Origin of the sequence: Halobacteriovorax sp. RT-2-6 (genome assembly GCF_047085025.1) — a bacterium.
Classification (GTDB): domain Bacteria; phylum Bdellovibrionota; class Bacteriovoracia; order Bacteriovoracales; family Bacteriovoracaceae; genus Halobacteriovorax_A.
This window is the reverse complement of sequence record NZ_JBKIYH010000001.1, coordinates 1,475,324-1,487,188: the sequence shown is the minus strand read 5'-3', so window position 1 is coordinate 1,487,188 and position 11,865 is coordinate 1,475,324. Positions and strand designations below refer to the sequence as shown.

Sequence of the window (11,865 nt, the reverse complement as noted above, 5' to 3'; positions counted from 1 at the left end):
CTTGAAAATTACAGTTATTGGAACAGGATATGTAGGTTTAGTAAGTGGAACTTGTTTTGCGGAAATCGGTCACAAGGTTACTTGTGTTGATATCGATGAAAATAAAGTTGCAATGATGAGACGTGGTGAATCACCAATTTTTGAACCAGGACTTAACGATCTACTAGAAAGAAATATTAAAGCAGAGAGACTAACTTTCTCAACAGGTCTTGAATCAGTAAAAGATTCTAAGTCAATCTTTCTTGCGGTTGGAACTCCTTCTGGAGATGATGGAAGTGCAAATCTTTCATATTTATTTCAAGCTGCCGAAGATGTAGCAAAAAATATTAGTGATGATGCAATCATTGTTATTAAATCAACAGTTCCAATTGGAACATGTGAAAAAGTAAAAGAGATTGTTGCAAAAAATACTGACAAAAAATTTCATATCGTAAATAACCCAGAGTTCTTAAAAGAAGGATCAGCAATTGAAGACTTCATGAGACCTGATCGTGTAGTTATCGGTCACAACGACCCGTACGCAGCGCAAGCTATGGAAGAGCTTTACGAGCCATTAGTAAAACAAGGTAACCCAATTTATATGATGTCTAATCTTTCAGCAGAGATGACAAAGTATGCGGCAAACTGTTTTCTAGCGACTAAGATTTCTTTCATTAATGACATTGCAAGACTTTGTGACACTCTTGGTGCAGACATCAATGAGGTTCGCCAAGGAATCTCAAGTGATCGAAGAATTGGACCACACTTCTTATATCCGGGTCCTGGTTATGGTGGATCATGTTTTCCAAAAGACGTGAAGGCCTTAATTTATACAGCTAAAGAACATGGGCATACTCTAAGAGTCATTGAATCAACTGAAGATGTAAATGATGAGCAAAAACTTTACATGGCAACAAAAATCAAAAAGCATTTTGGTGAAGACTTAAGTGGAAAAACTTTTGCATTTTGGGGTGTAGCATTTAAAGCAAATACTGATGATGTTCGTGAGTCTCCTGCAATTTATATGGCAAAGGACCTAATCGATGCTGGTGCAAAGATTCGTTTCTTCGATCCTGAAGGTGGACCAAACTTCATGAAAGCTGTGGATGAAAAGTATCACTCATCTATTGAGCAAGTAGCTAATAAGTATGACTGTTTAAGTGGATGTGACGCTATGGTTACTGTAACTGAATGGAGAGAGTTCTCTACTCCTGACTTTACTGAAATCTCGTCGCGCTTAAATGGTAAAATCATCTTTGATGCAAGAAACTTATTTAAAACAGAAAAAGTTTTAGCGGAAGGATTCACTTACTACGCGATCGGAAAGAAAATTTAATGAATGAATTGGTTATCGCCAATATTCAAATTTCTTCATCTCTCGATTATCAATCGAATCTAAAAAAAATTAAAAAATACTTATCTCAGGCAAAAGAAGCGGGGGCCCAAGTGGCCTTCCTGCCTGAGTGTTTTTATTCAATCTCAAATGGCCGCATGCCAAGTCCATACCTTGTGGAGTGGGACAATGAACACTTTGATAACATCAGGCAATTGGCCATTGATTCTGGGCTCTTCCTTGTTGGGGGCTCTGTTGCTTTTAAAAGTAATACAGCTATTTATAATAAGGCCATTAACTTGGATCCTAAAGGTTGTGTTATTGGTAGCTACGACAAGTGCCATTTATTTTCTTGTGACATCACAACTGTAGATGAACAGGGAAATGAGATTCATAAGAAAGTTAATGAAGCTGATATTTATACAGCAGGAAATGATCCTTTAATTATTGATATTCTTGGCTGGAAAATTGGTATCGCAATTTGTTTTGATCTTCGATATCCAAATTTCCTTCAGTATTACTACGATAATAAGGTCGATCTGATTACTTTTGCTTCAGCGTTCACTGTTCCTACTGGAAAGGCACATTGGCATACTCTATTACGAGCTCGTTCAATTGAAGGACAGTGTTATGTCGTGGCCAGTGCACAGAGTGGTGAAAATAATCCTGGCATTCACACTTACGGACACTCCCTTGTTATTAACCCTTGGGGCGAGATTCTTTCTGATCAAAAAAATGAAGAAGGTGTGTCTATTGTAAGACTCAAAAAAGAGCAAATTCTTGAGGCCCGTTCAAGGGTCATTCTCTAATCTAAGTATTTAAATTTATTGAAAATTGAGTAGAATTTGGAGGTATTCCACATTTATCTGCCGATAAGTCTATATGATTAGATTAAGGAGGCAAATATGGAATTACTAGAGATTATACTCGTGACTACAGTCATGGCATTTGCCACCAGCGGAAGTATTATCCTTTCAGGATTAAGTTACTGGGAGACTGAGGATAGGGTGAGAAGATCAATTTCTCATGCAAATGAAGACTATGGAATGCGCGAGTCCGAATTAGAAGAACATACTAAAGTCGCTTAAACTTTAATAAGCTGATAGCTCCCGACTGGGAGCTATTTTTTTACATAAACGGATTATCACCCTTTGAGTGATCTGTAACATCCACAACTTCTACTATGTCTGGAAAGTTTTGCTTAACAAGTCTTGCAACACCATCTGTAAGCGTTGCTTGTGAAGCAGAACAACCCTGACAGCCACCAGTCATCTTTACATAGAGTTTATCATTATCGTAATCGATTAATTCGATATTACCACCGTGAGCAGCAAGAGCTGGTCTTACTTGTTCATCAAAAAGTTTTTCAATTTTTCTAAGCATATTATTTCCTATCCATTAATTGGTTTAAGTGGCCAAGGATTGCGATTGAGGCATTTTCAACTCTCATAATTGAAGGACCTATGCTGATCTCTTCAAAACCAAGATTTTTAAATTCAGTTATTTCTTGGTTGGTCCATCCACGCTCTGGGCCTATGGCCAATTGTAATGGTCTTTCAATATCTATTTTAACATCTTTTAACTTTGTTGTGGCATAAGGTGAGAGAATAAATCGTTGAACACCTTTCGCTTCTATATCCTCATATTGATAAGTCTTCTTAAGAGTTGGAGCTTTATAGAAAACAGCAGACTGACTAACGCCAAGTTCTGATAGTTCTTGAAAGCGCTCATAAACTTTAGAAGTGAGATAGCTCTTATCACTTAAAATGGCCTTAAAAATATGAAAGTGGCTTGCACCCATAGCACTACAGTGCTCAAACACTTTTTTCATTGTAGGAGGTCTTGAAGCTGCAATAATCAACTCAATTGGAAAGTGAAGCCCTTTTCTGACTTGCCCAATTTCTACTTCAACAATTCCATCGCTAATATTACTTACAGTAATAGTCGTTAGACCTTCTTCAAGAATTGTCCCTTTGAGTTCGTCGCCAACTTTTACTTTTACAATTTCAAGTAAATGCTTCGACTGTTCTTGTGTGAGAACAGCTTTTGAATCGTGAATTTGCTCTTTTCTAATTATGACAGAATTCATGTTCTTTAATTTTAATGAGTTATAGCTTTAACTCTTTTACCACTTCTTGCACCTCTTGGGTATGGATTTTAAAGCAACTTTGTCACAGATCGTCAATAGAGAGCATTCATTCACTTTATTTATGGCCCCTATGGGCTGGGGGAAAACAAGACTTATTTGGCAATTATTAGAGGACTTTGAAAGGATTATTATTGTCTCTCCGCTGCGTTCAATACTGGAAGATTTGAAGGAGAGGGACTGTGTTGTGAATAATATTTCTGACAAAGGAATCTTTTTAACGACAGTGGAGTCGCTTTCTCGGGATGATTTAGAGTTTGCTTTAAAATCCAACTCCTTGTTTGTGCTTGATGAATTTCATCTCTTTTACGAATGGGGAGAGTCTTTTCGTCCACGCTTGCTTGATTTTCTCTATCAAATCTCTTCCTCTGGAAATACAAAGGTGATTGGTTTAAGTGCGACAATCACTGACGAACTTTATCGAGTGATTGAAAGAGATGTTGAAAATAATTTTAGGCATTTTTGTTTTCTAAATATCGGAAATTTTCAAAAGAAAAATATGTATAAAAAGAAGAGGATGTTAATTAGGCCACTTCTTTTATTGAAGCTTATCTTTGAGCAGTTGTTCTTTGAGAGGGGACGAACAATTCTGTTTTGCTCGTCACGAAAAGAAGTCTTTTTTTGGAATAAGTTCTTTCAAAGATTAGGTGTTTCTTGTGATTATTGCGTGGGGGGAGAGGTTAAGGAGTTTGTTGTCAGAGAGAATCAGGCACCCTCTGATTTAATTATTGCAACTAGCGCCTTAAGTCACGGGGTTAATTTACATGGAATAGAGAATATTTATATTAGTTATAAACCAAATGAATCGACAAATTTTCAAATGATAGGTCGCGGAGGACGATTTGGAGAGGAATTTCAATACATTGGAGCTCTTGAAAAGGGGAAGAAGTGGTGGGAAAGAATTCACTACAAGATATGTGATTATCTCTTTATAATGAGTCAGGATTTATTATTATGGTTGAATTAGAAGGCATTCTTATTAACAAAATTCCATATCAAGACAAACACTTGATTGGAAATTTACTCCTCAGAAACGGAAATAAAATTTCTGTGATGTTCTATGGTGGACAGGGAGGAGGAAAGAGGAAAGTATCTTCTATCTTGCAAGTTGGTTATCTTTTTAAAGTTGGCTTTGGCCGAGTTAAAAATAGTTTCGAAATACTGACTAGTAAGGATCATGTTGAAAAATGGTGTCATAAAAATATCTCACATAATCCAATGGCATTCTACCTTCTTTGTTTTTTCTGCGAACTTTGTCAGTCTTTTGCTCCACAGATTACGCACAAAGATGATCTTGATTTAAGTGAAAAAAGTCATGAAGGTATTTTTCGACTTCTTTCAAATGCAATCTTTCGCTTGGAAAGTCGAGTTACTGCTAGCGATTTTAATCCTAATCATGAACTATTTATTTTTCTAGTAAAGGCGATGGTCGAATTGGGGATTTTTCCTCGAACTGAAACATGCGCCGTCTCTGGTGTTGAAATTGGTGATAATGACTTTGTGTCACTCTCAATTGAACAAGGTGGCTTTATTCACTTCTCACATTTAAGTCTCGAAGAGCAACGATTGGTAAATGGGCAAGAGGGAAAGAGCCTTCGAAACGAAATGCTTAACGTAGCTGCAAGTAAGTATTCGGATTATAAAGTTAGTACACATATTCAAAAGTCGGATCTTAATCAATTAGTGAATTATATTTGCTACCATCAACACGTGCAGCGTGAACATTATAAGTCACTAAGCTTATTATTATAGATCTTCAAAAACTTTGTATGTAAGTGAAATGGCCTTAGCTAAATTTGTATTCTTTGCAATATTTAAAATTGTTTCATCTGAGTAATTTAAGACAATAGAGCTTCTTGTAAACATATATGAGTAATTGAAACTCGTTGAAAGGAAGTATTTGTTTTCACCTTCGATGCCATCTATCTTAACGGCACTGTCTTGCCAATAAGTTAAAGAAGTTCCAAAGCGCATAGTTGCATTTGGATTATAACCAAATCCTAAGGAAGAAGAGTACCCAAAACCTGGCTCTACTTCTTTATTGTCTATCGTTCTTTTAAAACCGTAGTGACCTTCTAGTGTTAATGAATAATCGTATTCGTATACTACCTTAAAAAATGCAAAACCTAGAGTTGATTCAAAAACACCACGGCCTAGGGAATCTGACAATAGAGGATCGTTATAGCTGTATATTGAATTACCATTTGGAATTAACTGTTTAAAGAATATAAAACCACGAGGCTTAAAGAGATTATAAGTTAACTCCGGTAAGAACTCCCAAGTAAATTGAAAGCTTGGATCGACTATCTCTGTGGTACTCGTTCTTTGGGTTGGAGACTCAACTGTTCTTTTTTTGATTGGTATATCAAAGGCAAATTGAAAGTAGCTATCAATTAGATAACTGCCTTTTAAGGCGATTGTTTCTGTTACTTCATTTTTAGAATTAATATTATGAATCTTACCATCTACTCCGGCTTCACTTGTTACTGCTGAGTTGGCATAATTAATTTTTGCCTCCCATTGGTGATCGCCAAGAATAATATTAGGTATATTTGCTCCGCCGCCACAGCATGAAGACGCATAAGTGCTAATAGTAAAGAAAATTGTAAATAGAATTAAAGTGTAAGAGGCCATGATATAGAGTCGTATAAATTTCCGTTATCTTTTAATTGTAAGTGAAAATCCCAGAGGCCACCCATTGTGAAATAGATATCAGTAAGTTGATAAACTCCAGTAGCTATTCTCGTTACAGTAATTGGGTATGAGCCATGTCCCATATCTGGCATCCAGATGTAGGCAGAGAATTCACCTGCAGGATCTTTCAAGTTATTTGCTGAGTCTTTAAATGTAATTGTAAGTGTTGAACTATCGTAAACTATTGGGCCTTTATCCCACTGTCTCAAAATAGTTAAGGCCTCCGTATCAAAACGTATTTCGTTAGAAATATTATCAACTCCACTAACTAACTCTTTAAGACCACCGGAAAAGGGAGAATCTCCACAGCTTGTAAATAGTAAGAATAGAAGTGTAAGTGACAATAGTTTCATTACTTCTTAAGCTCCACATCAATAGCTGTAATGTCGCCGTCTAATTCAAAGCGAACTTGCCAGTAACCTTTCATATGTCCCATGAAGAACTTAGCATTTCCATTGATTATTGACTCTTCATTAAATGACCAAGTGATTGCAGGCCCACCATGTTGATGCCCATTGGCCATCATCATCCATACATATACTTTTAAATCTTTCGGTGTCACTCTCTCTAGTGAATCTTTATCAAAGACAACGGCTTCAAATGTAGATGGTTTTCCATCAAAAGGCCCATTAGTCCATTCAAGATCAACACATAAGTTTTGAGATTCTATTTGGTAAGGACATGCAACAATTGAAGCTGTCATAAGTAGTGTAATTAGTGTCTTAATCATATTTACCTCGCGATATAGCAACCAAGTGCTTTTGATTCTTTATATGGTAGCTCTTTATTATTTTTGAGTGCAGTTAGCACATCATTTAAATAAAATTTCGTCGATAATTCAGGGCTTCTCTTATTTGTCACAGCTCCTTGATAGATAACTTCTTCTTTCTCATTTAATAAGAAAATATGTGGGGTCTTTAATGCATTCATCTTATTTGCAAACTTAAGATCCTGATCGATAAAGATTGGAAAGTTAATTTTGAATTGATCAAAGTACTCAAGGGCCTTCTTTTTACTTATATGCTTGTTAGAACTAAAACCAATAAATTCAATACTATTGAACTTTTTTGCAAGAGAGTTTATGTAATCAAATTGTTTTTGGGAGCAAGGACAGCTTGGTGAAAGAAAAATAAGAACTTTCTTATTTTTAGTTCGAGAAATTTGTTTCTCTTTATGTGTTGATAAGTCGTAGCGAACTTCTGTGAATGCCCCAAAAGTTATACTTGAGAAGATAAATGCAATTAGTAATTTCATATGTGATATTTATAAAATCTCTAATTGAAGTACAAGAATTCAATACCCTAGTAGGTATTAATATTTACGATTTCTTGATTAATGTCAGTTTTTGGGGACGTGTTAATTTTTTTATTTGGGCTTCTCGTTTACTCGCACTTGAGCGGTCAGGGTGCTCTTCTGTGAAACGAATTTTTTTAGGAGGGTTTGCTTTAGTGAATTTTGCTCCTTTCGGATCATTTTTGTGTTCTTCAAATCGGCGCTCTACATCAGTTGTAATACCTGTGTAGAGCTTTCCATTTTGAGTTTCTATAATATAGACAAACCACTTGTTGGCTTTTGCCATTAATTCTTTCTCGCTTGATAAGTATCTTCTTTCATTAGCATCCCTGTACCAATTCCGTACTTTTCCTGAGTGCCTAACATTGATTTTAACTCATTCGTTGAAATCTTTCCATTGAAGAAGTTTAGATAACCTTCAAGTTTACTCTTAAGTTTGTCATCGTGCTCATTTAAAAGTTCAATTCTAAACTGTGAGACACCTTTTGCAATTAACTCATCAATTAAGTCAGTTGAGCTTTGTGCAATAGCATTGAACATTGTATTTCGACACTCTTGATCGGCTTTAATAAAGTGCATATTTCCAAATTGATCTTTAAGTTCTACATGATGTTTTTCACAAGGCTTCCCACAGTCCTTAAACGAAGAACCTTCTGATAAGAATGCTGCATACACACAGTGTTCCATGTGAAAGCTTGGCATATACTGATGAATATTAACTTCAATCTTTCCAGCATCAGTATTGGCAAGAAGATTTTCTAGTTGTTTTGCATTTAAGTCATATGATGAAGTTAATGTTTCAAAACCTTTATCAAGTAAATAATTTGCTGTTTGAGAGTTTGCAACGTTAAGAGAGAAATCTCCTTTCAATTGAACATCTGTCTTTGATCTTAAATATTGATACGACCCTAGATTTCGACAAAGGATAAAATCCGGATCCAATCGAGTCAGAACATTTAAATGATGGTATTCTTTAGGTTTTAAAATTCTATTAGTCGCAACACCAACTTGGCAGTTTGGTAGTTGTTTAAGAAGCTCTAATGAGGGCTTATAGTCTTTTCCAAATTCAAAATCTAAAGTAATTAGAAGTCTTTCAAAATCACAGTTTTTCAATACTTCGTATGCTTGCTTAACCTGATCAAAATCTCTAAGAAGAAAGTTTAGTGTGATCTCGTTTTCTGAAACTTCTTTTTTAGATAGTTTAAATGATTGCGATTTTGGTGCTTTGACACTAACTCTTTGACTATTCAATTCTTCAATAGCTTCTTGTCTTAATTTCTTAAGTGCCTTTGAGTGAATGAAAGGAGACTTACCATTTGTTTTTAAATCGAATTTTGAAACAGAATAAATAGTACGCGAAAGTGCACAAGCATCTTTTTCAACTTTCTCAAGATCAGCTGGTTTTCTCGCTTCTTCTACTAAGTCATCACTTTGTCTAACAACTTTGTATTGGCCATCTGTAATAATATAAGTAAGCTTTTCTCCTGCATTTGCTAACAGTGTTACTTCAACAGGTATACGCTTTTGCTTATTAATATCGCTAATTAGAGACTCGCTCTCTTTTGCAACCTTTGGGTCAGAGTTTAGGTAGATATCCATACCTGGGCGAACTTGCTTCCATTTAAAATCATGAGCAAGAGAAAGGCTAACTCGTTTTCCTTTTCTTTTTACACTAAAAATAGATGAGCCAATTTCAATACCTTTATTGTCATCACAAATTGCAACGCCCATTCCATTTTCTAATTCGCGATCAGTGTCGATTTCTAAATATGGAGGATCAACTCTCTTGATCTTACCAAGTTCAATTCCTCGGTGAGCTCCGTAGTTACCTTTTACTAGTTGTTGATGGTCAACACCATGAAGCCAACCAGAAAACAGGCCACGTGAATAAGTAAGTGCCATATTATCTATTTCTTTTTGACTTACTTCTTTCCCTTCAAGTTTTGCTTTAAAAGCACCTGCTGCTGTCGACACATATGCAGGACCTTTAAGACGGCCTTCAATTTTAAAAGAGTCAATGCCCATGTCTTGAAGTTCGTTAACTTCTTCAATTCCACAAAGATCTTGAGGAGACACAAGATAGCTCATTTTACGGCCATGTTTCGTGAGGTCTTCTTTTTTACCATCCACAAACATTTCATAAGAGAAGCGACAGCTCTGTGCACATTGACCACGGTTAGCCGAACGTCCGCCGATACTTTCTGAAGTAAAGCACTGGCCAGAGTAGGCAACACACAGCGCCCCGTGAGTGAAGACTTCAAGCTCTCGCTCAGTATTTGCTCGAATTTCTTTTATTTCAGGAATTGAGTTTTCGCGCCCTAGTACGAAGCGTTTGATATCAAGATCTTCTAAGAAAGTGATGTGATCATGATTTGTCACAGTCATTTGAGTTGAGCCGTGTATTACTTGATCTGGATAAATTTGGCGAACAAGATTTGCAAGGCCAATATCTTGAATGATTAGAGCATCGGGACCTAATACCACCACTTCATTTAATCTTTCGATGGCATCTGTTATCTCTTCTTCAAATATTAAAATATTAAACGCCACGTGAACCTTAACTCCATAGAGGTGGCACATGTCGATCATCTCTTTTAGTTCACCAACTGAGTGGTCGTGAGTTCTTCCACGGGCATTGAAGCCAGGCATTCCTACATAGATGGCGTCCGCACCACCGTGAATTGCTGCTAAGCACATTTGCATATTGCCCACTGGGGCGAGAATTTCTGATTTTTTCATGACCTGCTTTTAGCACGAGCGCAAAAAGTATGCGATATCAAATCGTGATTTCAGTAATTTATATATAGATAATCGCCATATTTATCTGAATTTTGGAGCTAGATCATTGGATTATAATTATCGCTAATTACTTGCATGAACTGTTATTAGCTTTTGCTTATATTTGACTGAAAAATCACGGTTTTTGAACAAAAAATGACGCATAAGTTAGTAATATTACAAAAAGGTGGCGTTTACCTTAATGGGAAAATAATTAGCCGATTGGTGAATGAGTGGGTATACTTTGTGCAATTATTTACCATAGTAGGGGGCATTGTGTCAGAAAGTAATATTAAGGACATGCAGCAAATTGTTAGTCTAGCTAAACGCCGTGGATTTATTTTCCAAAGTTCGGAAATTTATGGCGGTCTATCTTCTTGTTGGGATTACGGCCCATACGGAATTGAGTTAAAAAGAAACTTAAAGAATAAGTGGTGGAAGGCCATGACTTTACGTTCAGATATCGTTGGTGTTGATGCTTCAATTTTCATGCACCCAATGGTTTGGAAAGCTTCTGGTCACGTTGATGGTTTCAACGATCCAATGGTTGACTGTAAAGCATGTAAGTCTCGTTTCCGCGAAGATAAAATTGATACATCAGCTCCTTGTCAAAACTGTGGTGCTGTTGGTGAGTTCACTGAGCCACGTGATTTTAACCTAATGTTTAATACACAAATGGGGCCAGTTGAAGATTCATCTTCAAAAGTATACCTAAGACCTGAAACGGCTCAGGGGATTTTCGTAAACTTTCTAAATGTTCAATCAACAATGAGAAAGAAGCTTCCATTTGGTATTGCTCAAATTGGTAAAGCTTTCAGAAACGAAATTACTCCAGGTAACTTCATTTTTAGAACTCGTGAGTTTGAACAAATGGAGATGCAATATTTCATTAAGCCAGGAACTCAAGCTGAGGCAATGGAGCAGTGGAAAGAAATTCGTTGGAATTGGCACTTATCAAATGGTCTGCGTCCAGAAAACTTAAGATGGCATCCACACTTAGGTGATGAGCTTGCTCACTACGCGGATGCTGCAGAAGATATTGAATATAAATTCCCACATGGTTGGGATGAGATGGAAGGTATCCACTCAAGAACAGACTTTGACCTTCGCCAACACGAAGAGTTTTCAGGAAAGAACTTAAAGTACACAGATCTACTTGATGGAAATAAGAAATTCCTTCCTTACGTTCTTGAAACATCTGTTGGTTGTGATCGTTCACTACTAGCGATTCTATGTGATGCTTTCAGAATTGAAAATGAAGGTGATAAAGAGAATGAAAGAGTTGTAATGAAATTCCACCCTTCTCTTGCTCCTGTTAAAGTTGCTGTTCTTCCACTAACGAAGAAATTAGATGAGCCGGCAACAAAATTATTTAATGAACTCCAACAAGAGTTTGCAGCTGAATATGATGTAGCAGGTTCAATTGGTAAGCGCTACCGTCGTCAAGATGAAATTGGTACTCCATTCTGTATCACTTTTGACTTTGACTCTTTAGATGATAACGCTGTTACGATTCGTGATCGCGATTCAATGAATCAAGAGCGAATCGCACTAGATCAAGTTAAGAATTATTTAAGAGATAGAATCTACATTTAAAATAAATTTTTTGAAGGGCCACAAGTTCGTGGCCTTTTTTCTATAC

General features: G+C 36.4%; 14 protein-coding genes. 6 read left to right on the top strand and 8 right to left on the bottom strand.

The genetic code is table 11. From position 1 onward, the window contains the following. Position 1: 1 nt before the first annotated feature. From ACMAYS_RS06995 to ACMAYS_RS06985, 3 genes are all read left to right on the top strand, one after another. Complete coding sequence (locus ACMAYS_RS06995) at positions 2-1,315, top strand: UDP-glucose dehydrogenase family protein (RefSeq protein ID WP_103218926.1); 1,314 nt, start codon at positions 2-4, stop codon at positions 1,313-1,315. Further along, complete coding sequence (locus tag ACMAYS_RS06990) at positions 1,315-2,121, top strand: nitrilase-related carbon-nitrogen hydrolase (RefSeq protein ID WP_412462994.1); 807 nt, start codon at positions 1,315-1,317, stop codon at positions 2,119-2,121. The genes ACMAYS_RS06995 and ACMAYS_RS06990 overlap by 1 nt, the downstream gene beginning before the upstream one ends. A gap of 96 nt (positions 2,122-2,217) precedes the next feature. Further along, positions 2,218-2,400, top strand: a complete 183-nt coding sequence (locus tag ACMAYS_RS06985; RefSeq protein ID WP_103218928.1) for a hypothetical protein — start codon at positions 2,218-2,220, stop codon at positions 2,398-2,400. A gap of 40 nt (positions 2,401-2,440) precedes the next feature. Here ACMAYS_RS06985 and ACMAYS_RS06980 read toward each other — a convergent pair whose 3' ends face one another. Continuing rightward, the gene (locus ACMAYS_RS06980; RefSeq protein ID WP_021266260.1) at positions 2,441-2,695 is read right to left on the bottom strand and encodes a NifU family protein; all 255 of its coding nucleotides are present in this window, start codon (positions 2,693-2,695) and stop codon (positions 2,441-2,443) included. Position 2,696: 1 nt separating this feature from the next. After that, positions 2,697-3,401: an RsmE family RNA methyltransferase gene (locus ACMAYS_RS06975; protein ID WP_392990773.1), complete on the bottom strand. Its 705-nt coding sequence runs from the start codon at positions 3,399-3,401 to the stop codon at positions 2,697-2,699. A gap of 61 nt (positions 3,402-3,462) precedes the next feature. On the opposite strand from ACMAYS_RS06975, the gene ACMAYS_RS06970 reads away from it, so the two are divergent. Both ACMAYS_RS06970 and recO read left to right on the top strand, forming a co-directional pair. Further along, on the top strand, positions 3,463-4,425 hold the full coding sequence (locus tag ACMAYS_RS06970; protein ID WP_412462993.1) for a DEAD/DEAH box helicase: 963 nt from the start codon (positions 3,463-3,465) through the stop codon (positions 4,423-4,425). Continuing rightward, the gene (gene recO, locus ACMAYS_RS06965) at positions 4,413-5,210 is read left to right on the top strand and encodes a DNA repair protein RecO (protein ID WP_103218931.1); all 798 of its coding nucleotides are present in this window, start codon (positions 4,413-4,415) and stop codon (positions 5,208-5,210) included. Before ACMAYS_RS06970 ends, recO begins: the two co-directional genes overlap by 13 nt. Here recO and ACMAYS_RS06960 read toward each other — a convergent pair. From ACMAYS_RS06960 to ACMAYS_RS06935, 6 genes are all read right to left on the bottom strand, one after another. Beyond that, positions 5,205-6,092, bottom strand: coding sequence for a hypothetical protein (locus tag ACMAYS_RS06960; protein ID WP_412462992.1), 888 nt, complete (start codon positions 6,090-6,092; stop codon positions 5,205-5,207). The genes recO and ACMAYS_RS06960 overlap by 6 nt on opposite strands. Continuing rightward, the gene (locus ACMAYS_RS06955; protein ID WP_412462991.1) at positions 6,074-6,505 is read right to left on the bottom strand and encodes a FixH family protein; all 432 of its coding nucleotides are present in this window, start codon (positions 6,503-6,505) and stop codon (positions 6,074-6,076) included. Before ACMAYS_RS06955 ends, ACMAYS_RS06960 begins: the two co-directional genes overlap by 19 nt. Continuing rightward, positions 6,505-6,882 carry a hypothetical protein gene (locus tag ACMAYS_RS06950; protein WP_412462990.1) on the bottom strand — a complete coding sequence of 126 codons (378 nt, stop codon included), beginning with the start codon at positions 6,880-6,882 and terminating at the stop codon, positions 6,505-6,507. Before ACMAYS_RS06950 ends, ACMAYS_RS06955 begins: the two co-directional genes overlap by 1 nt. Before the next feature lie 2 nt (positions 6,883-6,884). Continuing rightward, entirely contained in the window at positions 6,885-7,406 is a 522-nt protein-coding gene (locus tag ACMAYS_RS06945) for a redoxin family protein (RefSeq protein WP_412462989.1), read from the bottom strand. Positions 7,407-7,470: 64 nt separating this feature from the next. Then, a complete protein-coding gene (locus tag ACMAYS_RS06940) occupies positions 7,471-7,731 on the bottom strand; it encodes a GIY-YIG nuclease family protein (RefSeq protein ID WP_103218936.1) in 261 nt (86 codons plus the stop codon). Continuing rightward, on the bottom strand, positions 7,731-10,184 hold the full coding sequence (locus ACMAYS_RS06935) for a DUF3656 domain-containing U32 family peptidase (RefSeq protein ID WP_412462988.1): 2,454 nt from the start codon (positions 10,182-10,184) through the stop codon (positions 7,731-7,733). The genes ACMAYS_RS06940 and ACMAYS_RS06935 overlap by 1 nt, the downstream gene beginning before the upstream one ends. 315 nt (positions 10,185-10,499) lie before the next feature. Between ACMAYS_RS06935 and ACMAYS_RS06930 the strand changes: the two genes are divergently transcribed. Continuing rightward, entirely contained in the window at positions 10,500-11,819 is a 1,320-nt protein-coding gene (locus ACMAYS_RS06930) for a glycine--tRNA ligase (RefSeq protein WP_304466325.1), read from the top strand. The last annotated feature ends 46 nt before the right edge of the window (positions 11,820-11,865 follow it).

Excerpts from the sequence above, each read along its gene's own strand:
- ACMAYS_RS06990 (WP_412462994.1), top strand. The coding sequence starts at position 1,315 with ATGAATGAATTGGTTATCGCCAATATTCAAATTTCTTCATCTCTCGAT.
- ACMAYS_RS06955 (WP_412462991.1), bottom strand. The coding sequence starts at position 6,505 with ATGAAACTATTGTCACTTACACTTCTATTCTTACTATTTACAAGCTGT.
- ACMAYS_RS06960 (WP_412462992.1), bottom strand. The coding sequence starts at position 6,092 with ATGGCCTCTTACACTTTAATTCTATTTACAATTTTCTTTACTATTAGC.
- ACMAYS_RS06985 (WP_103218928.1), top strand. The coding sequence starts at position 2,218 with ATGGAATTACTAGAGATTATACTCGTGACTACAGTCATGGCATTTGCC.
- ACMAYS_RS06945 (WP_412462989.1), bottom strand. The coding sequence starts at position 7,406 with ATGAAATTACTAATTGCATTTATCTTCTCAAGTATAACTTTTGGGGCA.
- ACMAYS_RS06950 (WP_412462990.1), bottom strand. The coding sequence starts at position 6,882 with ATGATTAAGACACTAATTACACTACTTATGACAGCTTCAATTGTTGCA.
- ACMAYS_RS06935 (WP_412462988.1), bottom strand. The coding sequence starts at position 10,184 with ATGAAAAAATCAGAAATTCTCGCCCCAGTGGGCAATATGCAAATGTGC.
- recO (WP_103218931.1), top strand. The coding sequence starts at position 4,413 with ATGGTTGAATTAGAAGGCATTCTTATTAACAAAATTCCATATCAAGAC.
- ACMAYS_RS06975 (WP_392990773.1), bottom strand. The coding sequence starts at position 3,401 with ATGAATTCTGTCATAATTAGAAAAGAGCAAATTCACGATTCAAAAGCT.
- ACMAYS_RS06980 (WP_021266260.1), bottom strand. The coding sequence starts at position 2,695 with ATGCTTAGAAAAATTGAAAAACTTTTTGATGAACAAGTAAGACCAGCT.
- ACMAYS_RS06940 (WP_103218936.1), bottom strand. The coding sequence starts at position 7,731 with ATGGCAAAAGCCAACAAGTGGTTTGTCTATATTATAGAAACTCAAAAT.
- ACMAYS_RS06970 (WP_412462993.1), top strand. The coding sequence starts at position 3,463 with ATGGATTTTAAAGCAACTTTGTCACAGATCGTCAATAGAGAGCATTCA.